This is a genomic window from Thermoflavimicrobium dichotomicum, from assembly GCF_900114055.1.
GTDB classification, from domain to species: domain Bacteria; phylum Bacillota; class Bacilli; order Thermoactinomycetales; family Thermoactinomycetaceae; genus Thermoflavimicrobium; species Thermoflavimicrobium dichotomicum.
Map to the genome: position 1 here is coordinate 1 of NZ_FORR01000012.1, position 26,176 is coordinate 26,176.

Annotated in this window: 20 protein-coding genes, 2 pseudogenes and 1 riboswitch; of the genes and pseudogenes, 17 read left to right on the top strand and 5 right to left on the bottom strand. The window is 42.0% G+C overall.

Going from position 1 to position 26,176, the window contains the following annotated elements:
• Positions 1-918 precede the first annotated feature (918 nt).
• The 11 genes from BMZ78_RS11965 (at position 919) to BMZ78_RS12015 (ending at position 14,763) form a co-directional block, all read left to right on the top strand.
• The gene (locus BMZ78_RS11965; protein ID WP_093230603.1) at positions 919-1,887 is read left to right on the top strand and encodes a sugar phosphate isomerase/epimerase family protein; all 969 of its coding nucleotides are present in this window, start codon (positions 919-921) and stop codon (positions 1,885-1,887) included.
• Positions 1,888-2,088: 201 nt separating this feature from the next.
• Positions 2,089-3,102, top strand: a complete 1,014-nt coding sequence (locus tag BMZ78_RS11970) for a LacI family DNA-binding transcriptional regulator (protein ID WP_093230604.1) — start codon at positions 2,089-2,091, stop codon at positions 3,100-3,102.
• A gap of 215 nt (positions 3,103-3,317) precedes the next feature.
• Positions 3,318-4,430: a Gfo/Idh/MocA family protein gene (locus BMZ78_RS11975; protein ID WP_093230741.1), complete on the top strand. Its 1,113-nt coding sequence runs from the start codon at positions 3,318-3,320 to the stop codon at positions 4,428-4,430.
• Positions 4,431-4,515: 85 nt separating this feature from the next.
• Positions 4,516-5,568 (top strand): Gfo/Idh/MocA family protein, encoded by a 1,053-nt coding sequence (locus BMZ78_RS11980; protein ID WP_093230606.1) that lies wholly within the window; start codon positions 4,516-4,518, stop codon positions 5,566-5,568.
• A gap of 113 nt (positions 5,569-5,681) precedes the next feature.
• On the top strand, positions 5,682-6,959 hold the full coding sequence (locus BMZ78_RS11985; RefSeq protein ID WP_093230607.1) for an ABC transporter substrate-binding protein: 1,278 nt from the start codon (positions 5,682-5,684) through the stop codon (positions 6,957-6,959).
• A 67-nt stretch (positions 6,960-7,026) separates the two neighbouring features.
• Positions 7,027-8,331 (top strand): carbohydrate ABC transporter permease, encoded by a 1,305-nt coding sequence (locus BMZ78_RS11990; RefSeq protein WP_093230609.1) that lies wholly within the window; start codon positions 7,027-7,029, stop codon positions 8,329-8,331.
• Between the two features lie 16 nt (positions 8,332-8,347).
• Complete coding sequence (locus BMZ78_RS11995; protein WP_093230610.1) at positions 8,348-9,175, top strand: carbohydrate ABC transporter permease; 828 nt, start codon at positions 8,348-8,350, stop codon at positions 9,173-9,175.
• A gap of 421 nt (positions 9,176-9,596) precedes the next feature.
• Positions 9,597-11,021, top strand: coding sequence for a PTS mannitol transporter subunit IIBC (locus tag BMZ78_RS12000; protein WP_093230743.1), 1,425 nt, complete (start codon positions 9,597-9,599; stop codon positions 11,019-11,021).
• Positions 11,022-11,076: 55 nt separating this feature from the next.
• The gene (locus BMZ78_RS12005) at positions 11,077-13,182 is read left to right on the top strand and encodes a BglG family transcription antiterminator (protein WP_093230612.1); all 2,106 of its coding nucleotides are present in this window, start codon (positions 11,077-11,079) and stop codon (positions 13,180-13,182) included.
• Entirely contained in the window at positions 13,179-13,610 is a 432-nt protein-coding gene (locus BMZ78_RS12010; protein WP_093230613.1) for a PTS mannitol transporter subunit IIA, read from the top strand. Before BMZ78_RS12005 ends, BMZ78_RS12010 begins: the two co-directional genes overlap by 4 nt.
• Position 13,611: 1 nt before the next feature.
• A complete protein-coding gene (locus BMZ78_RS12015) occupies positions 13,612-14,763 on the top strand; it encodes a mannitol-1-phosphate 5-dehydrogenase (RefSeq protein WP_093230615.1) in 1,152 nt (383 codons plus the stop codon).
• Positions 14,764-15,158: 395 nt separating this feature from the next.
• Here the strand turns inward: BMZ78_RS12015 and BMZ78_RS12020 are convergent, their stop codons facing one another.
• Positions 15,159-16,049, bottom strand: coding sequence for a YitT family protein (locus BMZ78_RS12020; protein WP_245739844.1), 891 nt, complete (start codon positions 16,047-16,049; stop codon positions 15,159-15,161).
• A gap of 188 nt (positions 16,050-16,237) precedes the next feature.
• The gene (locus tag BMZ78_RS12025) at positions 16,238-17,428 is read right to left on the bottom strand and encodes a threonine synthase (RefSeq protein WP_093230616.1); all 1,191 of its coding nucleotides are present in this window, start codon (positions 17,426-17,428) and stop codon (positions 16,238-16,240) included.
• A 446-nt stretch (positions 17,429-17,874) separates the two neighbouring features.
• Between BMZ78_RS12025 and BMZ78_RS12030 the strand changes: the two genes are divergently transcribed.
• A complete protein-coding gene (locus tag BMZ78_RS12030; RefSeq protein WP_093230746.1) occupies positions 17,875-18,477 on the top strand; it encodes an IMEF encapsulin system ferritin-like cargo protein in 603 nt (200 codons plus the stop codon).
• A 14-nt stretch (positions 18,478-18,491) separates the two neighbouring features.
• Positions 18,492-19,349 (top strand): family 1 encapsulin nanocompartment shell protein, encoded by an 858-nt coding sequence (locus tag BMZ78_RS12035; RefSeq protein ID WP_093230618.1) that lies wholly within the window; start codon positions 18,492-18,494, stop codon positions 19,347-19,349.
• 107 nt (positions 19,350-19,456) lie between these two features.
• Here BMZ78_RS12035 and BMZ78_RS12040 read toward each other — a convergent pair whose 3' ends face one another.
• Positions 19,457-19,921 carry a hypothetical protein gene (locus BMZ78_RS12040; RefSeq protein ID WP_093230619.1) on the bottom strand — a complete coding sequence of 155 codons (465 nt, stop codon included), beginning with the start codon at positions 19,919-19,921 and terminating at the stop codon, positions 19,457-19,459.
• Positions 19,922-20,092: 171 nt separating this feature from the next.
• Here BMZ78_RS12040 and BMZ78_RS12045 point away from each other — a divergent pair, with 171 nt between their 5' ends.
• Entirely contained in the window at positions 20,093-20,476 is a 384-nt protein-coding gene (locus BMZ78_RS12045; protein ID WP_093230621.1) for a 2Fe-2S iron-sulfur cluster-binding protein, read from the top strand.
• Positions 20,477-20,677: 201 nt separating this feature from the next.
• Here the strand turns inward: BMZ78_RS12045 and BMZ78_RS12050 are convergent, their stop codons facing one another.
• Complete coding sequence (locus BMZ78_RS12050; RefSeq protein ID WP_093230622.1) at positions 20,678-21,595, bottom strand: class I SAM-dependent methyltransferase; 918 nt, start codon at positions 21,593-21,595, stop codon at positions 20,678-20,680.
• Positions 21,596-22,292: 697 nt separating this feature from the next.
• On the opposite strand from BMZ78_RS12050, the gene BMZ78_RS12055 reads away from it, so the two are divergent.
• Entirely contained in the window at positions 22,293-23,072 is a 780-nt protein-coding gene (locus BMZ78_RS12055; RefSeq protein ID WP_093230624.1) for a Cof-type HAD-IIB family hydrolase, read from the top strand.
• Between the two features lie 134 nt (positions 23,073-23,206).
• Here BMZ78_RS12055 and BMZ78_RS12060 read toward each other — a convergent pair whose 3' ends face one another.
• Positions 23,207-24,529, bottom strand: coding sequence for an NCS2 family permease (locus BMZ78_RS12060; protein WP_175482451.1), 1,323 nt, complete (start codon positions 24,527-24,529; stop codon positions 23,207-23,209).
• A 272-nt stretch (positions 24,530-24,801) separates the two neighbouring features.
• Positions 24,802-24,902, bottom strand: a riboswitch (purine riboswitch).
• A gap of 193 nt (positions 24,903-25,095) precedes the next feature.
• Between BMZ78_RS12060 and BMZ78_RS12065 the strand changes: the two are divergent.
• Both BMZ78_RS12065 and BMZ78_RS12070 read left to right on the top strand, forming a co-directional pair.
• Positions 25,096-25,491, top strand: a pseudogene (locus BMZ78_RS12065) (helix-turn-helix transcriptional regulator); the annotation flags it as partial.
• Positions 25,492-25,508: 17 nt separating this feature from the next.
• A pseudogene (locus BMZ78_RS12070) lies at positions 25,509-26,123 on the top strand (GyrI-like domain-containing protein); the annotation flags it as partial.
• Positions 26,124-26,176 lie beyond the last annotated feature (53 nt).

Here is a 26,176-nt window from a genome sequence, read left to right on the forward strand (position 1 = left end):
CTTCACCACAATGTAAAGGCTCTTTTTGTGCGTTACCGCCTAATACGCTTATGGGTAGTCCCTCCTTTTGCTTTTTCTATCCAAAGGATATCCCTTAAGAAAAATTTATATGTACAATAAATTTAATCATCTAAAACACATAACAATGAAAAAAGAATACCGTCAGAAATTTTACCTATACATAGGCACTACACTACTTCGGACGTGTTTATATCATGGACAGCTCCGGAAACAAAAAAGCATGTATATACTTCGGTTTCAAGAGATGTCGAATATTATTTCAAAAGTAATCAGAAAATACCGTTAAATATAAATAATTATTAGTAAACATGAGATAACGGATCAACAATGGGAAGTCATCAAGCCTACTGCCTGCTAAAAAACAAAATGGGTAGGCTGCCAGCAGACCCTAGAGCTTATTACAAAAAGAGAAGTTATGCATCATAATGAATACTATGGAATATTACAGCAGACATGAGTTAACGGATTATCAATGGAAATAGATCAAACTTTTACCAAAAGGGAAAAAAAGAGTCGACCAATCGCCGACCTAAGGAAAACATTTTCTGAAAAACTTGCTTTTTAATACAATATAATCATGAACATCAAAATTCACTACAAAGGTGATCACATGAAAAGAGAATATGCTGTTTATCTCTGAGTCCTTAATGTGGTAAATTCGCGTTATTCTATCGGAACCCTTATCAATCCAAATAATTTATAAACCAGTTTTCAAAACAAACCAAAAAATAATTCTAAGCAAAAATAAAATGAAATTATCTTATCTATTCTAATACAACATTATGATAAAAAACTATCTTCCTATTTATTTGTATAATTATTTATAATAGGGATATAGGAAGTATTCAACCTTTATGTATAAAAATGTAATCGATTACATTCAAGGAGGAAGCGAAAGTGAAACTTGGCGTATTTACTGTTCTGTTTAGTCAAAAGCCATTTGAAGAGATGCTTGATTATGTAAAAGCATCTGGAGTAGAAGCGATCGAATTGGGAACAGGAGGTTATCCGGGAAATGCACATTGCAATCCGGCAGAACTTCTTGAAGATGAAGCCAAACGTAAAGCGTTTAAGAAAGCAGTAGAAGACAGGGGTTTAATGATCAGTGCACTGAGCTGCCATGGAAATCCACTTCATCCCGATAAAAAAATTGCAAAAGATTATCATGATACATTTGTGCAAACGGTCAAGCTGGCAGAACTCCTTGAAGTGCCAGTGGTGATTACTTTCTCTGGTACGCCTGGAGATCACGAAGGGGCCAAACATCCGAACTGGCCGGTAGCCCCATGGCCTAATGATTATCGTGAGGTGCTGGAATGGCAATGGAAAGAAAAGGTCATTCCTTATTGGAAAGAGGCAGGAAAATTGGCAGAAGAGCATCATGTAAAGGTTGCTTTGGAGATGCATGGTGGTTTTTCTGTTCATACTCCAGCAACTCTGCTGCGGTTGAGAGAAGCGGTAGGTGAAGTGATTGGCGCTAACTTTGATCCTAGCCATATGTGGTGGCAGGGTATTGAGCCAGTAGCAGCCGTCAAAATTTTGGGAAGGGAAGGAGCTATTCATCATTTCCATGCGAAAGATACCGTGATTGATCAGGAACAGGTCAATATGTACGGTCTATTGGATATGCAGTCTTATGATCGAATGCAAACACGTGCATGGCAGTTCCGTACGGTAGGCTTCGGTCATGATCTCAAAGAGTGGGCAGATATGTTCAGTGCTTTACGCTTGACCGGTTATGACTATGTCATCAGTATTGAACATGAAGATGCCTTGCTGTCGATTGAAGAAGGATTCCAAAAAGCAGTGAACAACTTGAAACAGGTTTTGCCACGTGAATCACTATCTGAGATGTGGTGGTTGTAATCGATTACATCTTTAAAAAGGAATGGGAAGGATATTGAGAGCCCTTTATTGACAGAAACATGCAGATAATCATCAAAAAATAAGTTAATTAGTAGAAAAAGAGTAAAAAATATAAAAAAAGTATTTGACAAAATCTTTCTGTTGATTTAGTTTTATTGGTGAATATATGTAATCGATTACATTTAAGGAGCACTTGTATGTATGGCAAAAATGATTGACGTAGCAAAATTGGCTGGTGTTTCTGTAGCGACGGTTTCGAGAGTTTTGATGGGGAAAGGAAAAGTCCGTGAGCAAACGAGACAGAAAGTTTTAGAGGCAATAAAACAACTGAACTACAAACCAAATCGGCTGGCACGTAATTTGCGCAGGCTAGAATCTCAGACAGTTGTCGTCGTGATTCCAGATATCTCAAATCCCTTTTTTACTGAAATTGTTTTGGGAATTCAGGAAATCGCAAATCAACATGGTTATCATGTATTGCTTGGAAATACCAATAATGATGTAAAACGCGAGATTCAGTTTATTGAAATGGTCAAAGAAAAAGTGGCAGATGGCGTGATTTTGGTCACTGTCCGTAATCCGAAGGAACGTTTTCTTAAGCTGGCTCAAGAGTTTCCGATCGTTTTTGCATGCGAGTATATTAAAGGGGCCGAGTTGCCGATGGTGACGATTGATAATGTGAGAAGCGCTCAGTGTGTCGTGAATTACCTTGTCAATTTGGGTCATCGCAAAATCGGCTATATCGGAGGGCCCCAGCAAGTCATTGTAAGTCGGGATCGCTTGCAAGGATTTATTCAAGGAGTTATTCAAAATGACATTCCATTTGAGCCAGCTTATATCACTGAAGGTGATTTTGGGATTCAATCTGGAATTGAGATGGCAACGAAACTGCTCCAACTTCCATCCCCACCAACAGCCATTTTTGCTGCAAATGATGAGATGGCTATTGGAGCCATAAAAGCAATTAAAAACCATGGTCTTTCTGTTCCAAAAGATATCGCCATCGTTGGTTTTGATAATATCACCATGTCCACTGTTGTCGAGCCAGCATTAACAACCATCTCTCAACCGAGGCGACAGATTGGGCAGAAAGCAATGGAACTTTTGCTTCAACTCATCCATAATCCGATGTTGAAACGCGAACATATTGTGCTTCCTTATGAGTTGGTGATCCGACAGTCTTGTGGCAATCCCTCTGTGTGGAGCGATTCATGAATCCACAAAAAATGTAATCGATTACCTTGAATCAGAAAAAGCTCAAGCAGGGTCGTTGGATACAATCTATTTCATGTAGATATGGTGTTACGACAACGCCTGTTACGCTTAAAAATATATAAATCTTTTATATATTGATATAAAATGTCACTTCACTTAATATTAGTCAAAAGAGGTGGAATCCTTTGTCAACAAAACGTGATTTTAAGATTGGGATGGTTGGTTACAAGTTCATGGGTAAGGCGCATAGCCATGCATATAAAGATGTAGGCATGTTCTTCGATTTGGATGTAAACGTTTACATGCATACGATTTGCGGGCGTAATGAACAGGCAGTCAAGCAGGCGGCCGAACAGTTTGGTTGGGAACAGGTAAAGACAAATTGGAAGGAGATGGTCGAGCAGCCGGAATTGGATCTCATCGATATTAATGCACCCAGTGATATGCATAAAGAGATTGCCATTGGAGCGATTGAAGCCGGAAAACATGTCTTGTGTGAAAAGCCTTTGGCGATGACGCTAAAAGATGCGAAAGAAATGTTGGCTGCGGCAGAAAAAGCAGGGGTAAAACACGGAATTTGTTTTAACTACCGTTTTCTGCCTGCCGTACAATTGGCAAAACAACTGATCGATGAAGGGCGTTTGGGAGAGATCTATCATTATCGGGCACAATATTTGCAAGATTGGCTCGTTGACCCCAACGCTCCTCTCACATGGCGTCTACGTAAAGAAATAGCCGGTTCAGGAGCTCATGGGGATCTTAACTCACATTGTATCGATTTGGCCCGGTTCTTGATTGGTGAATTTGATGAAGTGATCGGGCAAAGCCAGACATTTGTAAAGGAACGGCCACTGATTGATCAGCCCGATCAGAAAGGCGCAGTAACAGTTGACGATTCGACATCGTTCCTGGCTCGTTTTAAAAATGGCGCTATCGGTACATTTGAAGCGACTCGTTATGGAACAGGTTGGAAAAATGGAAATTGCTTTGAAATCAACGGAAGTAAGGGATCCATTCGTTTCAATCTGGAACGGCTCAACGAGCTCCAGGTTTACTTCACGGATGATGATGAACATGTTCAAGGATTCCGTACAATCAATGTAACAGAGCCAGTGCATCCGTATGCCGGACATTGGTGGCCTGCCGGACATATCATTGGTTATGAGCATGGATTTGTACATCTAATCTATGAGCTCATTAACAGTATTGTTCATGACCGTCCATTTGCCCCAAGCTTCTATGATGGTGTGAAATGCCAGCAAGTGTTGGAAGCGGTAGATCGCTCCATCGCTGAACGGACATGGGTGAAAGTGGATGAAGTTGAGTAAGTGATCCAAGGCTAGCAGTATCACAGAGAGAGTAACTTACAGGGAAACCAACTGACCATCATACCAAGAAACGAGGCGTCGGTAAATGAGTCAAACTGTGAAATTTGGCATTGTAGGTGCAGGAGGCATTTCGGAAGCGCATTTAAAAGCGATCCAAAAAGAGCCCAGAGTTGTTGTTGGCGCAATTGCTGATGTTGTTAAAGAAGTTGCGATTGGACAAGCCGGGAAATACCAGATTCCCAATGTCTATCAAGATTATAGGGAAATGCTGGAGAATGATGATTTGGATGCTGTTATCATCTGTGTACCAAACTTTCTCCACGCTCCTGTTGCAATTGATGCTTTGAAAGCCGGAAAGCATGTGTTATCTGAGAAGCCAATGGCATTGAATAGCGAATTGGCCAAGCAGATGATCGAGACCGCTGACCAGACTGGCAAGGTGCTCATGATTGCCCAGAATAATCGTTTTCATGCTGAGACCACCATGCTGAAGAAATGGATTGCAGAAAATAAACTGGGACAGATCTACCATGCCAAAACAGGTTGGGTTCGTCGCAATGGGATTCCGGGATGGGGAAGCTGGTTTACTCAAAAAGAGCTTTCTGGTGGAGGGGCATTGATCGATGTAGGCGTTCATGTATTGGACCTTACCCTATGGTTAATGGATTTTCCCAAACCGGTTTCGGTGATGGGAAAAACCTATGATGTATTTGGACCAGAGAAAAAGAAGTTACTCGGTTATGGAAAAGTGGTTGATCAAGGAAGTTATAATGTTGAGGATTTGGCAGTGGCCATGATCCAGTTTGAAGAGGGTTCATCCCTTGTTCTGGACGCCAGCTGGGCAAGTCATATTGCCCAGGAGCGTGTCTATGTCAGTTTATATGGAAAAGAAGGAGGTGCAGAGCTGGATTTATTCCATAAAAAACTCACACTTTATACGGATAGCCCCGATGGTCCTGTGGATCAGATTTCACACCTTCCACCAGAAGATGAGCGACTCAATTTGCTAAAGCATTTTGTGGATGTGATTGAAGGAAAAGCGGAACCCATTTGCAAGCCGGAGCAGAGTTTGCTGGTTCAGCAAATATTGGATGCCATCTATCAATCAGCAGAAAAGGGAGAGTTGATTCGTTTCTAATGGAGAGGAGGTGATGAGCCAAAAATCGTGATTGATTTTGGAATGTTCGTTTTTCGTCTTTGGTCCGTGGAGTTGAAAACAAACCATATAATGAGACAACAGGAGGGAAGACGATGAATCGGTGGAAAAAGGGATTGGCAGCGTGCCTGATCATGTTCCTCGTTTTCATGACAGCATGTTCGACTGGCGGAAAAGGCGAAGGTGAGACGAGTAAAGAGGGAAAAGTAACCATTGTCTGGGCATATGGCAAAGATAATACGGGAGAAAACAAGAAAATCGTAGAAGCTTTCAAGAAAACACACCCCAATATTGATGTGAAGGTAAAAGAAATGCCTTCTGATACCGGTCAAAATCACGACCAATTGGTTACCATGTTCAGTGCAAAATCGAGCGAAATCGATGTCATGAATCTGGATGTAATCTGGCCTGCTGAATTTGCCAGCGCCGGTTATTTGGAACCATTGGATCGTTTTATCGAGAAAGATAAAGTGAAGTTGGATGAATATATTCCCGGTGCGGTTGAGGCAGGAAAGGTAAATGGCCAACAATATGCAATTCCACGATTTGTTGATGCAGGACTTCTGTTCTATCGTAAAGATGTGATCTCTACACCACCTAAAACATGGGATGAGTTAGTTCAAAAAGCAAAAGAAGCAAAGAGTCAAGGAAAAACAAAGTTTGGATACCTCATGCAAGGAAAACAGTATGAAGGGCTTGTCTGTAACTTTTTGGAGTTTATCAGTTCTTATGGGGGACAGATCCTGGATCAAAATGGAAATGTCGCCATCAATACTCCAGAAAGTGTAAAAGGCCTGAAGAAGATGGTTGAAGTTGCCAGATCTGAATTTGTTCCTACCAATATCAGTACCTTTACGGAAGAAGAGTCACATACAGCCTTTATTCAAGGACAATCAGCGATGATTCGTAACTGGCCTTATCAATATGCGATTGCACAAGATGCAAAACAGTCCAAAATTGTTGGAAAGATCGATGTGGCACCTCTACCGAAAGGTGACAAAAAAGCAGCTGCAACATTGGGCGGTTGGATGGCTGGAATTAACAAATATTCCAAGCATAAAAAAGAGGCTTGGGAATTCCTGAAATTTGTAGCAGGAGCAGAAGGACAGAAAATGTCCGCTGTGATCGGTGGTAAAGCACCAGCCTATTTACCTGCTTATAATGATGCAGAAGTGCAAAAAGCAAGTCCATTATTCTCAAATAAAAACTTCGTGAATGGAATCAGCTCGGCTGTGCCTAGACCGATTTCCCCAATTTATCCGAAGATCTCTGATGTCATTCAAATTGAGGTATCAAAAGCGATTACTGGTAAACAATCTGCTGAGGATGCGATCAAGAATATCGATGCTCAATTGAAAAAACTGGTGAAATAGATGTGATGGAAGGGTCATAAGCCATCTGGCTTTATGACTCTCTTCTTTACTAATAGGTGGTGATGAGATGAAAAGCAGCAAAATGGAAATGTCGGAGAAGCGAATCGGTTATCTGTTAGTAGCGCCTGCTTTGATCATTATATTAATCATAGCGATCTGGCCCGTTATCCGTTCTTTTTGGATCAGTTTATTTGATGTCAGGTTGAATGATCCAACCAGATCACAGATTCATTATCAATATGCAGTTGATGTAGAAAAGGTGGCCCAAATCTATCCTGTTCTAAGCAAGAATTTGCGGGAAACAGGCAATAAGTCGGCAAGGGATACCAGCACGCAATTACAGGAAATTAGGCAAGAAGTCGAAGAGATCAAAGGGCTCATGGATAAAAATAAGAAATTTTCCAAACAATATGAACAAGTGGATGAACTATTATTAAATGGCACACCCATTCCAGAGGAACTGAAATTTGTTTCGGTAGATCAACAGACGGGGGAGCAGTTACAAAAAAGACTGGTAGCAGTCCAGAATCAACTGAAAAAGTTAGTGGAACAAAAGAAATTAAAAGATGATACGCTTTATGGACTTGCCAAAGGGCTTAGTGGTGCGATGATTTCTCCGAATTTTATCGGTTTTGATTTTTATAAAAAATTCCTTTCTGATTCACGTATGTGGGCATCACTGGGAAACACCATTCTTTTTACGGTGATCTCGGTCTTCTTGGAGCTGGTTTTGGGACTGGGGATTGCCCTTTTGATCAATCGAAAGTTCTTTGGACGGGGATTGGTAAGAGCGGCAGTGCTTGTTCCCTGGGCAATTCCAACCGTTATTTCTGCGTTAATGTGGAAGTTTATGTTTGATGGGCAAAATGGAATTATGGCTAAATTCTTTGAATTGATCGGGATCGTTCCCGATATGGGGCAATTGCTGACAACCAAGGCCGGGTCCATGTTTGCGATTATTTTTGCGGATGTGTGGAAAACCACTCCATTTATGGCACTCCTTCTCCTGGCTGGCTTGCAAACCATTCCCCAATCTTTATATGAAGCAGCAGAAGTGGATGGAGCTTCCAAGGTTCAACAATTCTTCCGCATCACCTTACCTTTGTTGAAACCAGCGATCCTTGTGGCCCTTTTGTTCCGAACATTGGATGCATTTCGAGTGTTCGACTTAGTCTATGTGCTGACTGGGGGAGGACCTGCCAACGCTACAGAGACCATCTCCATTTATGCATATAAAACGATGTTTGGTCAGTTGAGTTTTGGTGAAGGTTCCGCATTATCAGTGGTTGTCTTTATTTGTGTAGCCATCATTAGTATTATCTTTGTTCGATGGTTAGGTACAGATTTGGTCAGCGATGGTCGCAGAAAGTAGAGGGGAGGAACTTGCCATGAAGAAAAAAAATGGTCCGCTATTTTATTCGTTGCTCATCTGTTTCCTGTTTGTTGTATTGTTTCCGTTCCTTTGGCAATTCATTGCTTCGATCAAACCACCCATTGAGCTATTTGGAGAGAAAGCATTCAGCTTTATTCCTTCCCAGCCTACTTTTGAAAACTATAAACGTGTGTTTACAGAACGTCCGTTTCATGTCTATCTGTGGAACAGTTTTGTAGTGGCTACACTGACCACGCTGTATTGTATTGTTGTTGCCTCTTTTGCAGCTTTTGCCATCGCTCGTTTACATTTTAAAGGAAAGACGATCATCTTGGGGATTGTGCTGGCTGTATCCATGTTTCCGCAAATTGCCACACTTGCACCGATTTTCTTGTTTACTCAGTCCGTTGGTTTAACCAATAGCTATCTGGGGTTGATTATTCCTTACACGACTTTTGCCTTGCCACTTGCTGTTTGGAATCTGACGGCATTTTACCGCAAAATCCCCGTTGAACTGGAAGAAGCAGCCAAGGTGGATGGAGCTTCCATCATGCAGACTTTCCGCAGGGTGATTCTACCGCTGGCACTGCCTGGAACGTTTACGACAGCGATCCTGGTATTTATCGCTGCATGGAATGAGTTTTTGTTTTCGCTGGCGATCAATACGGATGAACAATATAAAACGGTACCAGTGGGAATTGCGCTATTCCAGGGACAGCATACCATTCCCTGGGGAGAGATTGCGGCTGCTTCTGTGATTGTGACCATTCCGATTGTCATCATGGTCTTGATTTTCCAACGGCGCATCATCTCCGGGATCACCGCTGGAGCGATCAAGGAGTAGAGAAAACATTTTCATATTGGACAAAACAGTAAATCTCTCACTCTCATCGATCTGTGAGTGAGAGATTTTTCTATTATCGAAAAAGATTTGCGAAAAGGATTTCTTTATCATCCATCCAAGAAAACGGAATCGGCTTAAGTAAAACTGGTACATGCACATTTTCCATGGAGTTCAAACCTGTATGACGTTGAACCGCTTATTTAACCCCACCCCCATCCTCTCAATATTTTCCCAATATTTTATCAACATCCTCTCAATATTCACTTAACGCTTTTTTATTTTTGTCAACATCCCTTATGACGAAGCTATATTTTCATTTTGTTGTAATGGCACTGACTAAGATTTACTATATTTACATAGGATATCATTATCTTTTTTAACAATTTTTATATGGAAAGGAGTTTTTTTCATGGGCGGGTCGATGCAACGTGTGGAAAATAACGCAAGCATACGTGTCCATATACAAAAATTCGGGAGATTTTTAAGTGGAATGGTAATGCCCAATATTGGGGCATTTATCGCGTGGGGACTGATTACCGCTTTGTTCATTCCGACTGGATGGATTCCCAATGAGAAATTGGCGGTTCTGGTCGGTCCGACCATCAAATACTTGTTGCCTCTTCTGATCGGGTATACCGGGGGCAAGATGGTTTACGATGTGCGAGGCGGGGTAATCGGCGCTCTTGCGACGATGGGAATCATCATCGGTACGGATATCCCGATGTTTTTGGGAGCGATGATCATGGGCCCTCTCGCTGGTTGGGTGATCAAGCAGGTGGACGGGCTATTCAAAGGAAAAATTCCGGCAGGTTTTGAAATGCTGGTCAATAACTTTTCGGCGGGAATTGTCGGGGCGATTTTAATCGTTTTGGGTTATGTTGCCATTGGGCCTGTTGTAGCCACTTCAACACAGTTGCTAGCATCCGGTGTGCAAGGAATTGTTCAAGCAGGTTTGCTGCCTTTAGCCAGCATTTTTATCGAACCAGCCAAAGTTTTGTTCCTCAATAACGCGATTAACCATGGTGTGCTAAGTCCTTTGGGATTGAAAGAAACGGCAGAAGCAGGCAAGTCCATCTTTTTCTTGCTTGAGCCGAACCCAGGGCCTGGATTGGGCATTCTGCTGGCCTACTGGCTATTCGGCAAAGGAACTGTGAAGCAATCGGCTCCAGGTGCCGCCATCATTCATTTCCTGGGTGGTATTCACGAGATTTATTTCCCTTATATCCTGATGAATCCATGGTTGGTCCTCGCAGCAATCGCAGGCGGAGTGAGCGGCGTATTCACCTTCCAAATGCTGCATGCCGGTCTTGTGGCCGTGCCATCACCTGGAAGCATTTTTGCTCTGATCGCAATGGCACCCAAAGGTGGCCTTTTCCCAATATTGGCTGGTGTTGCCATCAGTGCGGCCATATCCTTCCTGATCTCAGCGGTTTTCCTCAAAACCAGGCCGGTAAGTGATGAAGAAGACTTGGGAAAAGCGACAGAAAAGATGCAAGAAATGAAGGGGACAAATAGCGCAGTGGTGGATCAGGCTATTTCTCCGCAAATAGAAAAGGCTACCGTGAAAAAGGTTGTGTTCGCCTGTGATGCCGGAATGGGTTCCAGTGCCATGGGGGCTTCAATTTTGCGGAAAAAGTTCAAGGACGCAAATATTGCGGTTGAAGTAACCAATGCCGCAATTAATGATATTCCGGAAGATGCGGATATTGTAGTCACGCAAAAATCGTTGACTGACCGTGCAAAAGCAAAAGCTCCACAGGCTGAGCACATTTCCGTAGACAATTTCTTGAACAGCCCGAAGTATGATGAATTGACCCAACGACTTAGCGAGCAAAATAAACAGTAGATAAACCCTCGTTTTGGGCCTGTGTTGATCTCTTGATTAAAACCGGAGGTATAGGATGATGAACATTTCCTCCAGGCAGCGCCATATCCTTGAAATTTTGCTGAGAGAACCTGAAGGAATCACGGTCGGAAAAATTGCCGAAGAAGTGCAAGTCAGTTCCCGTACGGTTCATCGGGAATTGAAAGAGCTCGAAAAACTGATCAAAAGATATGATTTGATCATGGAGAAAAAAGCAGGAATGGGGCTTTTGATTCAAGGCAAAAAAGAAAAAAGGGAAGAACTGAAGCAAGCCTTGTTTGAGAGCACTCCCATTGAATACACCCCGGCTGAACGGAAAACCTTCATTCTATGCACCCTGTTGGAATCTGCCGAACCGGTGAAGATCATCTCGCTGGCCCATGATTTAAAAGTGACGCCTGCTACCATCAGCAACGATCTCGATCAATTGGATGAATGGGTTAAACAGTTTCACCTTGAATTGATCAGGCGCCGCGGATATGGGATCGAAATTTCCGGAAGCGAAGCATCCAAACGAAAAGCAATCAGTGCGTTGATCTTTGAGAATATGGAAGAGTCGCAACTTCTCGGGCTGTTGAAAGAAAACATCCAAAACAAGTCTCTTCAAACAATGAATACTGCATCAGAACGGTTGCTCAATCTGATCCCAAAGGAAAAATTGGTGGCGATCGAAAACGCATTGCGCCATTTGAGCGACCTCCTTCCCTATCCTTTGGCCGACAGTGCTTATATCGGGCTGGTCATCCATCTTTCGCTGGCTATGGAACGGATGGCAAAAGGAGAAAAGATTGCGATCGAACCCAACTATTTGAAAGAACTTGAGCATACGCCAGAGTTTCAGGCAGCCAAACAAATTGTTGCTCAAATGGAATCTTATTTCGGAATTTCCTTTCCCAAGGATGAGATCGGATATGTCACCATGCATCTGAGAGGGGCCAAACTCAGGCTTTCACAGACTGGGGTACTGGAAGATCCCAATGCCGAATTGACCGCGATCGCCACCAATCTCATTCACATTTGTGAAGATAAGTTGGGAGTCAATCTGAGCGAGGATCGTTCTTTGCTCCAAGACCTCATCGCCCACCTGGAGCCGGCGATTCATCGGATGAAGCAAAACATGAAAATCCGAAATCCGCTGTTAGACAAAATCAAAGAGGACTATCCGGATTTGTTCCAAGTCGTTAAGCAAGCGGCCACAATGGCATTCCCCCGTTTGAAGGTGCCTGATGAAGAGATTGGATATTTGGTCATGCATATCGGTTCCTCATTGGAACGGACGCTCCGGGCCAAAAAGCGTTTTCGCGTATTGATCGTGTGTTCAAGCGGGATCGGTTCTTCGAAGTTGTTGGCGAGCCGTCTGCAAAGCGCAATCCCGGATATCCAGGTGCAACGGAACGCATCTGTGTTTGAGTTGGATGACATTGATGACCATGAATACGACTTTATCATTTCCACGATTCCCATCCCCTCCAAAAATCCTGGGGATTATCTCATAGTCAGTCCCATGCTGACGAAAAGGGATATCGAGAAGATCCATTCTTTTTTAAAGGGATATACCCCTTCATCCGATGTGAAAAAGAGTCAAGCGCCACCAGCCGATAGTCTGGATCAGCTGGAATCCATCCACTCTGCCCTTGGACATGCCATTCAATTGATGAAGGACTTTCATTTATTGAAAATAGAGAATCAGGGGATGAGCTTGGAAGAGATCCTTTTTCAAGCATGTGAAACACTGGAATGCCTAGGAGTCATTTCACAAAGTGAACCGGTTGTTCAACAATTGCTCGAACGGGAGAAGCTGGGCGGTCTGGGGATTCCGGACACAAAGCTGGGGCTGTTCCATTGCCGGAGCGACCATGTAACCAGACTCTCTTTAACCCTATATTCCTTGAGTGAACCGTTTCCGCTCAAATCCATGGATGAAGGAACCATCGAAATCGATAAGATTCTTCTCATGCTAAGTCCGGCTTCAGCTCCGAAGGAAGCGATAAAAATATTAAGCGAAATCAGCGCATTGCTTATCGAGCCAAAAACCAGAAGAATTCTTGAAACTGATGACGCAGCCATCATTCAGCAATATTTTACTCAAAGCTTATACCGATTTTGTTTCGAAAAAATGGACGACAAGGAGTGGTCAGGATGAGCATCTTATCCAAAGAGAAAATCCTCATGAATCAAAAAGTAAACACAAAGAACGAAGCAATTGAATTGGCAGGAAAACTGTTGGTCGCAGGAAATCATGTCACAGAAGAATACATTGATAAAATGTTCGAGCGTGAGGAAGATCTGACAACCTATATCGGTAATGGAGTCGCCATTCCTCATGGTACTCAGGAAGCTAAAAAATGGATACGCTCCACTGGGATTTCCATTGTGCAAATTCCTGATGGAGTTGATTTCGGAAATGGCAATACCGCTTATCTGGTAATCGGCATTGCTGCAGTCGGTGATGAGCATTTGGAGATCCTGTCGAATCTCGCCGTGATCTGTTCCGAAGAAGAAAACGTGAAGAAACTCGTTCAAACCGACTCGGCCGAAGAGTTGATCGCCCTTTTGGAAGGGGGCATGTGATGTGAAGGCCTTGCACTTTGGTGCTGGAAATATCGGCAGGGGATTTATCGGTGCATTGCTGAGCGGTGCCGGATATGAAGTTTGTTTTGTGGATGTGGTTCAGGAGATCGTTGATGAAATCAATCGCAGACGAGAATATGTGGTGGAAATCGCCGATTCTGGCCATGAAAAAATCAAAGTGAGCGGCGTCAGAGCCATCAACGGCCAAGACACAGATGCTGTGGCAACCGAAATGCTTGAGGCGAACTTGGTTACAACCGCAGTCGGTCCACATGTTTTGAAACTCATTGCTCCCACCATCGCAAAAGGACTGACCGAACGGGTTAAAACCAATTCACAGCCACTCAATATCATTGCTTGTGAAAATGTAGTGGGCGGAAGTTCCATTTTAAAAGAACACGTTTATCAACATTTGGATGAATCCGTACGAAAAAAAGTAGATGAACTTGTCGGTTTCCCGGTTGCGGCCGTGGATCGCATCGTTCCGTTGCAAAAGCATGAAGACAGACTGCTTGTTACTGTTGAGCCTTTCTACGAATGGGTGGTGGATCAGTCCAAGATCGTGGGTGAAGTCCCCGAGATTGCTGGAATCACCTTTGTCCAGAACCTTGAGCCCTATATCGAGCGCAAGCTGTATACGGTAAATACCGGCCATGCCACCGCCGCTTACCTTGGCTATCATTTTGGATATGAGACTATTGATCAGGCATTGCAAGATCAATATATCCGTGATGTGACCAAGCAGGCGATTTCGGAAACCAGCCGCTTGCTCGTGGCCAAATATGCTTTCGATCCTGAACAGCAGGCGCAATACGTTCACAAGATTATGAATCGCTTTAGCAATCCCCATCTTTCTGACGAGGTTACAAGAATCGGTCGCTCACCGATCCGAAAGCTCGGCCCCAGCGACCGTTTGGTTGGCCCTGCCGTTCAATCATTAAACTATGGGATCATGCCCGAACATCTGTGCATCGGAATCGCTGCGGCGCTTCTGTTTGATTACGATAAAGATCCGGAAGCGGTAAGCATCCAGAAAACCATAAAGGAAAAAGGGCTGGCTGAAACCATTCATCATTATACGAAAATTGGGCAGGACTCCCCATTGTTTTCTATCATCATGGAAAAGTTCGATCAGTTAAATCACATGCGTTAATTTGGCATTTTATAGAATCCCTATCGACGAATGTACATCCGATTGAAATAGTTTGTAAAAAACTAACAAACGAGGCTGTTGACAAACCCGGTTTTCCTTTTCCAGTTGAACGACTTCTTGCTCGTTTTTATTGAGCGGGAGTGAAACGGAAAAGGAAAACCGGCATATAACGGAAACTTTGTCATCAAGCTGAGCCCCAACCAACTACTGGTTGGGGCGTTTCAATATGGGAAAAAGCCGATTCCATCCATACAGGAAAACGGAAATCGGCTTTAGTTAAATTCAATCTCTAATCTGAATGCCTAATGTACCATATTTTTAAACGATCCCAAAATGAAGTTTTTTTCCTCACATCAGAAACATACCCTGTTCTGGTACAGTGAATGCAAGGAGGATCAATGAATATCACGCTTTTTAAACCTTCCGCCTTTCACATCATGAATGTTACCGATTGCCAGGAAGGCTTGAGGATCTACATCCTCTACAATCGATTTCAGTTTGGCTTCCTCCAAGCGAGAGACTACGCAAAAAATGACCTTCTTGGATTCACCTGTATATCCACCTTCTCCTCTTAAATAAGTGACTCCACGTCCCAGACGGTTCAAGATACAATCTCCCAATTTTTCAGGTTCATCACTAATGATCCAAACCGACTTGGTTTCATTAAAGCCTTCAATGGTGGTATCAATCATCTTAAAGGCGATGAAATAAGCAATCAGTGAATACATTGCTCGATCCCAGCCGAACACGAACCCTGCACTTCCCAAGATAAACAGGTTAAGGAACAATACGATCTGGCCTACTGAGAAAGGTAACTTTTTGTTAAAAAGGATGGCCAGGATTTCAGTTCCATCCAGTGATCCTCCATATCGGATGACCAATCCGACTCCTATCCCTAAAATAATTCCACCAAAGACGGCTGCCAGAAGTGGATCGTTGGTAAGCCCTGGAACTGGATGGAGTAAGTTTGTACCAAAAGACATGATGATGACACCTAACAATGTAGATAGCGCAAAGGTTTTTCCGATTTGTTTGTAACCTAAAAAAAAGAATGGAAGGTTGAGTACAAATAATAAAGCCCCTAGATTTAGTTCTGTCAGATGGGAAAGGATAATGGAAATCCCTACAATTCCTCCATCAATAACCTGATTGGGAACCAGGAAAATTTCCAATCCTACAGATACCAGTATGGCTCCCAACAAAATAAAGACACTACGCTTAAAGAGTTCTCCTTTTGTTAATTTCTTGTGATCGACTTTTTCCAACTGTGGTGCTACTGCCTCCAATAAATGTACCTCCTTTACAAAAATTTTTCTTATTTCTTTCAATAATGTTACAGGCCTTAAAAGTTACTTGATATCATTGAGCATTCTAAGCCAATAAACTAAAACTTTCTGTAATTCATTATATCAGATTTTCTTGTTTCATAATGATAGAATTTCTTATAAGAGACGTTTTTCAGATAAAAATCCCTTTATTTAGTGATAAATAAAACGTTTCGTACTGTATCAAAATATTTGATACCGGCACCTGTGTTTAAAACGACAACAACGTCATTCTCCTTGATCCATCCATTTTCTCGTAACAGACGTGCTGCAGCAAATGAAGCGGCTCCTTCCGGACATACGAATGCTCCTTCTAGTTGTGCGATTTTTTGCAGTTCAGAGAGTAAAGTTTCGTCATCAATGGCGATTGCACAGCCATCCGTCTGATAGATCGCTTCTAGGACGAGAAAGTCCCCTAGAGCTTTTGGGACATTGATACCAAAGGCAACCGTTGAAGCATCGGACCAGAAGCAGGATTCAGATTTTCCTTTTTTCCATGCTTCGACAATGGGGGCACATCCTGTAGCCTGAACGGCTACCAGTCTGGGAAGTTTGTCATCAATCCAACCCAGGGATTGCAATTCTTTCAGTGCTTTATAGATTCCGATCAGTCCGACCCCACCACCTGTAGGATATAGAATCACGTCGGGTACTTTCCATCCCATCTGCTCCGCAATTTCAATCCCCATCATCTTTTTGCCTTCAATTCGATAAGGTTCTTTCAGAGTAGATGCATCATAAAGGTCATGTTTCTTTATTTCCTCACCCACGATTTTTCCAGCGTCACTGATGAGGCCATCAATAAGAGATAAATGGGCTCCGGAGACCGCACATTCTGTTTGAGTGATTGTAGGTGCATCCTTGGGCATGACAATGGTTGCTTTGATACCAGCACGGGCAGCATAAAGTGACCAGGCAGCCCCTGCATTCCCATTGGTGGGCATCGCTATTTCTTGTATACCCAGTTCTTTGGCTTTGGAGATCCCCACTGCTGCTCCACGTGCTTTAAAAGATCCAGTTGGATTCAGGCCTTCATCTTTCATCAATAAACAGGAAATTGACATGTCCTGGCCCAATTTGGGCATTGGCAACAGCGGTGTCATTCCTTCACCAAGGGTGACAATATTCTCTTTCTTTTTTACTGGAAGCAGTTCATGATATCGCCACAGTGAATTTTCTCTTTCTGACAAATCTTTCGGCTGAAGAACGTTTCTCAGGTCGTCCAAATGATAGTCAACCAATAAAGGAGAACCGCATGTACACAAGTGATGGGGTTGATCTGAATGATATGTTTGATGACATTTGGGACAGGAGAGATGAGACACATAGCTGAAATCCATATGTATATGGCTCCTTTCATTTTTGATCTGCGAATGTTTTAATCGTCTTAATTTAGAAATTTATCTTTCTTTCATGTTAGCATATATATGATGAAATAAAGATAAGAAACCCATTTAAACAGAAAAATGAATTTTTCGAATCAAGCTAACCAATTAAAACTGAAAATCAAATAAATAGAATCAAGTAAAGGAGGAACCTGAACCAGATGGATTGGTTATTGGGCGGGTGGAAAAAAAGTATAGGTTAAGTAACTCGGTATATTGGGGATTTTGGAAATCGGTAGCTATATGGCTGCCGTTTTTGTCGTTTTAGCTCATGTCTAGTTCAGTTGCAACGAGTATTAAACTTTTATCAAAAACGATTGGCTTGATAACAAAAACAAGTATAAAAGCAAGAAATTAAGTCCATATTGGAAGGTGAGATTACGGAAAGCGAGGAAGTTATTTTGACAGATAGCTTTTTGCATTTAAAGGACATATTTAACCGCACAAAAGAAGCGATTGTTGATTTTATGGGAATTTTGGAGCCGGCCATTAAAAATGCGAAGGACGAACACGAAAGGCTATACTTTCATCACATTTACGAAGAAGAAGAACATCGCTCTGACCGCTTGCAAGAATTATTGCCAAAACTTGATACCTTCATTGAATACCCGACAAATCAACATATGGGTAATCCCGAATTTATTCATGTATTGCAAGATATTAGTTTGGAAAAATTCGGACTACATAACTTTTTGGAGCATTTAGATTTAGCTTTATTTCAGTTCAAAGATACGGAACATATTAATAGACTCCAACAGTTAAGAGATATGACGTTTGAAGATTACCAGGAAACAAAAAGAATCTTACAAGAATTAAATGAACAGTTTGATGGTGCTGCTTCTAAGGGAGGTTCCGTGCCAATGGACGAAAAGGAAGATGTGAAGGAAGCGTTAAAAATTGAAATGTACACAGATGGCGCTGCTTCCGCCAACCACCAAAGTTCAATACATGCACAAACACATTTCATAAAGAAAGGCTTAACGGTAGGAAGCCTAAAAAAGTAATTGGAGGTAAGAAGATGGATAAAATAACACGTTTTCCGGAAGCACCCTTTGATGCCGATCAATGGGAATCTTTAGAGGCGACTGTTATTGAAAGCGCCAGAAGACAATTAGTCGGAAGAAGATTTATTGATATTTATGGACCGCTTGGTGAAGGAGTTCAAACGGTTGTTAATGATATCTTTGAAAGACCGGAAATGGGTAATCTGAGTCTGCATGGTGAAGTATCAGGTCTTTCCCTTTCTACAAGCCGTGTCAATCTTACCATTCCCATGTTGTATAAGGATTTTATTTTGTACTGGCGTGACATTCAACAAAGCAAATCTTTAGATATTCCGATTGATTTTTCGCCAGCTGCAAATGCTGCTCAACAATGTGCACTGCTAGAAGACAACTTGATTTTTAACGGATCCAATCAATTTAATCTGCCAGGGCTGATGAACGTCAAAGGACGATTAACCCACATTCGCAGCGATTGGATGAAGTCAGGCAATGCTTTCTCGGATGTGGTGGAAGCAAGGAATAAATTATTAAGCATGGGACATACCGGACCCTTTGCTTTAGTGGTCTCCCCGTCTCTTTATGCTTTATTGCACCGTGTTCACGAAGGAACCCATGTCCTCGAAATTGAACATGTTCGCGAATTAGTAACGGATGGCGTTTATCAATCTCCTGTGATTTCTGGTGAAGCTGGTGTTGTCGTAGCTACAGGCAGACAAAACCTTGATCTTGCGATTGCCGAAGACTTTGATACCATTTTTCTTGATACAGAAAATATGAACTATCTATTTCGTGTCTACGAATCCCTTGTTCTTCGTATTAAACGGCCAAGCGCCATTTGTACATTAGAAGATCCGGATGGTAAAAGCAAATAGAAGTAAGATCATCTGGTCTTACTTCTATTTGAATTAAAAATACATATTTCAGACGAAGGCAGAACATCATTACCTCATTTATGCTCGGGTAAAAGTGACTTTTCTCATTAAGCAATTTGAACCACATTTTGTTTTTTGCGAAGGAAATCAATGTTCAGTTGACTACCCACGGATTCTAAACCAATATCATTTATGATTGCCTTGACTTCTTGTACGAATGGTTCTGTATAGCAGCCCTCATTCACTTCACAAAGACGATTTAAATATTTTAGTTTCTCATTCACCTTCAGGTTTTTGTAGTAGCTGTTTTTAAGGTCCTTAATCCGTTTATGCGCAGGAGAAACTATAGCGCGAATTTCATTTACGTTTACGATCATTTTGAGTCCGGTGTCAGAAATGAAACTGATCGTATAAAAAGTGGAACCTGTAAAATCAATATTGGTTACAACCGGATGTTTAAACACTTCTCCCGAACGCAATTGAATGCTTTCCGCTTCAATGGCGCCGCCAACTCTTCGTTCATTCGACAGAATCGTATATATATCTGCAAAACCGTTGATCTCATAGTTCATGAAGGTACCTCCTCAGAGGAAACACACCGCTGAAATTAATTCTCATTATCATGTTAAATGAAAATAATTATTATCGTCAAGATGTTTTCGGATTGTACATTCCGGTAAATGATTCCTTTGGTAATCTGTTTATATTTTTAATAAAAATAGAACGAAAAGGGGAAGTGTTTTTTGAGAAAGAAACAATTAACCGTAGGATCTTTACTCCCTGGAACAAAGGGGGAGCCAGCTGCGAAAAGTGAACAAACCATTAACCTCTCTACTAGCAGAACAACAACCAAGCATAAGATGACATCTCAGCCTTTTATTAAAGTAAAGCAACATGACCGCATATTCACTTTAACTCCGCATTCAGGGAAAACGATGTTGGAGGCCGCTCTCAGCCAAAATCAACTGATTGATTATAAGTGCAGAAAAGGAAATTGCGGGAAATGCAAGGTAAGGGTAATGGAAGGATCAGAATTAATATCTTCGCCGACTTCAAAAGAATTAGGCAAATTAAAAAAAGAACTGGCAGAAGGTTATCGCCTTGCTTGCCAAACGATTATTAACTAACCAATATCAGCTTAAAGAAAATTCCCAAGCAGATCACCAGTGGACGCTAACGATCCAGGAATCCCATGGCTTCAGCCGTGTGGAGTGTCAAGCTAACGGGTAGGACAATGAGATAGTTTGAGCATATTCAAAAGGGAAATAAAAACACGGCGGCGGGTATTATCCGCTGCCGTGTGCTTGAATCAGGGAAAATTTTTAAGTTTATTCCACCACCGCTTTTACGAAATACGCATGCTCGTATGCGTAGTAATCATCCGAACGATTCTGAAAGTACCTGTCCTGGATATCCGATGGGCTGAGATGTTCCACCAGGCGTAAGCCTACCGATTCGAGCTCCGAGGCGAGGGTGGAGGGATCAAGTCCCGTCACCATAGGCTCGCCCACTTGACGCAACATTGCTTGCATAATGTTCACACGTGCTGCGGCTTTTTCGGGAATGAACGCATCATGTTCCCAGTAATCAAAGACGATCATACTGCCTGAGGGGCTGATGCCTGTGATCGTTCGGAGTATGTGGAAAACCACATCGTGCGGTAAGTAATGAATTACGCCGAGCCAGCTGAAAAAGGTGGGGGCTTTGGGATCGTATGATGTGTTCACCAATTCCGTATCCAGTTTTTGTTTTGTAAAGTCGACCGGAATAAAATGTAGATTGGATGGAATGTCCCACCCTAGCTCAGCGAGGCGCTTTCGCTTGAAATCTTGCGTAGCGGGGTGATCGATCTCGAAGATTTGAAAATTGTGACGCAATTCAGCATTCCGAAACGCAAAGGTATCCATTCCGGCACCGAGAATGACATATTGTGTCACACCTTGCTGAATAGCTGCTTTCAGGTGATCTTCCGTATATCTCGAACGACTGAGGAAGAGGGAAGTCGGAAAGAAAGATTGTACCATGGAAGCGATTGCAGCCACCCGGTCGGGACTCTGAGCAGCACGCTTTGGGTCAACCATTGACAGTGCGGTCACCATTACGTTATCAAACGTTACGAGTTCTTCCTCAGTCAGTAAATGAGGTGCCATAAAATCGTCAAAGATTTTAGGCGTTGCATAAACAGCATGGTGGGCTCGAAGGTATGCGCTCATAAGTGCGGTTCTTTTAATTTTGGTGTCGGACATCGTATTCCTCCCTAAAGGAAAGTTTTATGTTCTTGCAAAATAACGCATTAATATTTGCGAGCAAGGCAACATTGTTTTATTCAGCTAACTGAGATCATTAAAGGGACCTGAACCAGATGATTGATTGGCGATACTTATAGATAAAAGTCGTAGTAAACTCATAAAAAAATCCGCCTTCCTGGTTTGATATTGGAGCGACTTTCATCTAATTACATTTTGGAAGATTTTTCTGTTTATTTCAGAGGATTTAATGAACATGGTCTTTATAGAAACCCTTTATTGATTCTTTTCTACCTGATCAATTAGTTGTTGCAATCAAAAACAACGGGTGTTCCATTTCCACGAGAAAAGACGAAAATATTGCCATAATCAACTGAAACATATTGAATCAATCCTATTTATTCCTTCCCCGGGCTAACCATTTTGATCATTTCTATCCAAAGAATCCCCCATAGAAAGAGGGAATTTCAAGCAGTAGAACGTTCAATCAGACGAAAATTCAACTCTTGCTTTACCGGTTTGGTCATACAAACCAGCCCTTTCATAATTCATTGTAAAGTATTTTTTTAAAAATAAAACTTGACCTGAAAAGCATTTCATAAAATACACTGGTTTTAGAAAAGGCAATTAGTAGATCAGCGTCATTATAAAGAAAGCGTGATGATCTCCAAGTTGCCTCATGAAGGGGCGAAGCTGTATGGAAAAGAAAATCGTATTTTTTGATATTGATGGAACTTTCCTGGATGACGAGAAAAAGATTTTGGATTCGACGAAGCAAGCAATTCAAAGGTTACATGAGAAAGGAATTTATACGGCTATTGCTACAGGGCGACCTCCACAGATGTTTGACTGGATTCTTCAGGAATATCAGATCCGTAGTTATATAGCGATGAATGGTCAATATGTTGTCTTTGATGGACAGGAGATTTATGCGAATCCGATGGATCAGGATGCGCTCCAGGATCTGACCATGCTAGCCATGAGCAGAGGGGATGCTATCGGCTACTGCAATCATAAGCATGTGCGGGTAACAGAAGAGGGACATCCATTTGTTCAGGCAAGTTTTCAGTCGCTAAAGTATCCATATCCATCCGCAGATTGTCAGTTTTACCAACACTCAAAAGTGTTTCAGGGATATCTTTTCTGCGATGAGAAAGATGTACAGATGTATATGGATCGCTACCCGGATCTCTATTTCTTCCGTTGGCATGAATATGCAGCAGATATACTTCCAAAAGGATGTTCAAAGGCTGTTGGCATTCGTAAGCTTATTGAAATAGCAGATATAAAGCTGGAGAATACCTATGCTTTTGGTGATGGATTAAATGATCTGGAAATGATCGAGATGGTTGGAAAAGGAATTGCAATGGGAAATGCCGTGCCTGAAGTGAAAAGGGTAGCAGATGTAATCACTTCATCCAATTGCGAAGATGGTATCTTTCGTGGGCTAATGGAAGTAGGATTATTAGAAGAGTAGAGAAACAAAGAAAGAAAAAGCCGATCTTTCCATACCATGTAGAGAGAAATCGGCTTTTTTTATCTATATCTTTTCTTGGCGTATTTTTTTATAAAATGCCAGTTGAAATAAGAACAATGCAAATTCTTAAATGATTAGCCCCAAATGAAATTGATGATAAAGGCGGCACTGATGAAATATACGACCGGCTTCACTTCTTTGTAACGTCCGGTTAGCACTTTTAAGAGGGTATAGGAGATAAAGCCAAATGCTAACCCTTCAGCAATGCTAAATGTTAACGGCATCATGATGATGGTAAGAAAGACCGGTACAGCATCCGTCAGATCATCAAACTGGATGTGCTTTATTTCGTTAAGCATGAGAGCCCCGACCAATATCAAAATAGGTGCTGTGGCAACAGACGGAATAAGACTGACTAACGGGGTCAAGAAAAGGGACAGGAGAAATAAACCGGCCACCACGAGAGAGGTGAGACCTGTACGCCCTCCTTCAGCAATTCCGGTAGCGTTTTCAATATAAGCGTTCATGGCTGTGGAACCCATCGTTGCGCTGCACATTGTTGCTAAAGCATCGGCAGTTAATGCCCGGTCTATATTTTCGATTTGCCCTTTTTCATCCATTAACCCTGCTTTTTTAGTAAGTCCGATCAATGTGGCTAAATTATCGAATAATTCTACAATCGTGAAAGAGAAAATAATGGAAAGGATACCATATTTTAAAGCCGCTTTAATGTCCATTGCCAAGAATGTTTCGGATAAGCTGGGCGGTGATAAAGAGATGATATCACTGATTCCTTTTGGCGATTTGGCGATCCCGAACAGCATGGCAAGAATGGTGATGAAAAGTATGGAGATGACCAAGGCACCTTTGATCCTTCGGGACATCAAAATGGAAGCGGTTACAACTCCTATCAATGCAAGCACAGGGCCAATGGAAGTGATGTTGCCCAAGGCCACAAAAGTAGTTTTGTTACTAACAATGATACCGGCATTTTTAAGACCGATGAATGCAATGAATAAGCCGATTCCTACAACGATGGCGGAGCGAAGCACCACAGGAACCCCTTCGACCAGTTTTTGACGAATGCCTGAAACGGTCAGAATCAGAAAAACCACACCTGATATAAAAACAGCTCCCAATGCAGTTTGCCAGCTCAGTCCTTTACCAAGAACAACCGTGTAAGTAAAAAACGCATTCAGACCCATTCCAGGAGCGATCGCAACAGGCATATTTGCCCATAAGGAAAATAGCAATGTAGCAATCACGCTGGCAACAATGGTGGCAGCAATCGCCGCTTCCTTGGGTATTCCCGCATCTGAAAGGATCACTGGATTCACAAAAATGATGTAGCTCATCGTCATAAATGTCGTAAGTCCGGCAATGATTTCTGTTCTCAGATTTGTTTTGCGTTCAGTCAGTTTGAAAATTTTCTCAAATACTGAAACTTGTGCGTTCATTTGTTTTGAAGCATTTTTTGTATAAGGATCTGTTTGATGATCCATGTCCTCCAAGTCTCCCTTCGTTTTTTATTTTTTATGGAAACAAGATTTGCTAGCTCCTGTAACTGTTTTCAGTATTTTCGGTTGCCCGAACAGAAATGGACTGAAGGGGTTAACCACTCAAGAATCCCTGTGCGAAGCCTCCTGGAAGGGCGGATTTAGCCATTATCAACCATCACCTCCCAACAAAATGGCGGCTATATAAAAATCCCAGCCACGAGAAAAAGCCACTGGTAGTGGTGTTTTCTCGTAGCTAGGAAATTTACGGTTTCCAGTAGAGACCCCCAACCCATATTGTTGAGGTTATACGAGGTTTAACCATATTTAATTTATTAAAAGTGATGTTTTCTATATTGATTCTAGGAAACAATTTCAGGAAAGTCAATAATAATATTAAAATTATGATATTAATTCAGATTGCAATTTTGGCAAATGGTTTGGGCCATCCTGCATAATTGTGCACGAAATGTCGGATCAATCTATATCAATCCTGCTATTCTAATGGTGTAGGGGAGGTCATTTAAATGGATTTGCTTAAAAAAATGAACGGAGCCTTAAACTATATCGAAGAAAATCTTACAAATGATATTGACTTTAAAGAAGTAGCGAGACTGGCTTTCTGCTCGGAATATCATTTTAAGAGAATGTTTTCTTTCCTTGCGGGTATTACGCTGTCTGAGTACATCCGACGGCGACGCCTTACCCTTGCAGCTTTTGAGCTAATTAACAGTGACAAAAAAATAATTGATATTGCCATTAAATATGGGTACAGCTCCCCGGACTCTTTTACGAGAGCTTTTCAAAATCTGCACGGTGTCACACCTTCCGAAGCCAGAAATAATGGTCAATTATTAAAAGCTTATCCACGTATGTTCTTCCAGTTATCCATTAAAGGAGGCAGTGAAATGAACTATCGAATTGAAGAAAAAGACGCTTTTTTACGAGAGCTTTTCAAAATCTGCACGGTGTCACACCTTCCGAAGCCAGAAATAATGGTCAATTATTAAAAGCTTATCCACGTATGTTCTTCCAGTTATCCATTAAAGGAGGCAGTGAAATGAACTATCGAATTGAAGAAAAAGACGCTTTTCGCATCGTGGGTATCAAAAAAAGAGTCCCGATCATTTTTCACGGAGTGAATCCGGAGATTGCCGCTATGTGGGAAAGTTTAAATGATGATATGATTGATCAACTGAAGAAACTTTCCAATGTCAAACCTTTGGGATTGCTTCAAGCATCCACGAATTTTTCTGAAGGCCGGATGGAGGAAAAAGGGGAGCTTGATCATTATATAGGCGTGGCAACCACGAAGGAGTGTCCGGAAAACCTGACACAACTTGAAGTTCCCGCCTCTACATGGGCTGTTTTTGAAGCAGTGGGGCCATTTCCTGATACGCTGCAGGATGTCTGGGGCCGTATCTATTCTGAGTGGTTTCCATCCTCATGCTATGAACTGGCAGAAGGACCGGAAATCTTGTGGAACGAGGATAAAGATGTCACTTCCCCCACTTTTAAAAGCGAAATATGGATCCCCGTTGTGAAAAAATCATGATTCATGTGACCTGCAATTAGTTATGCACGGCAATCGTTTCTGTTTATGCCGGA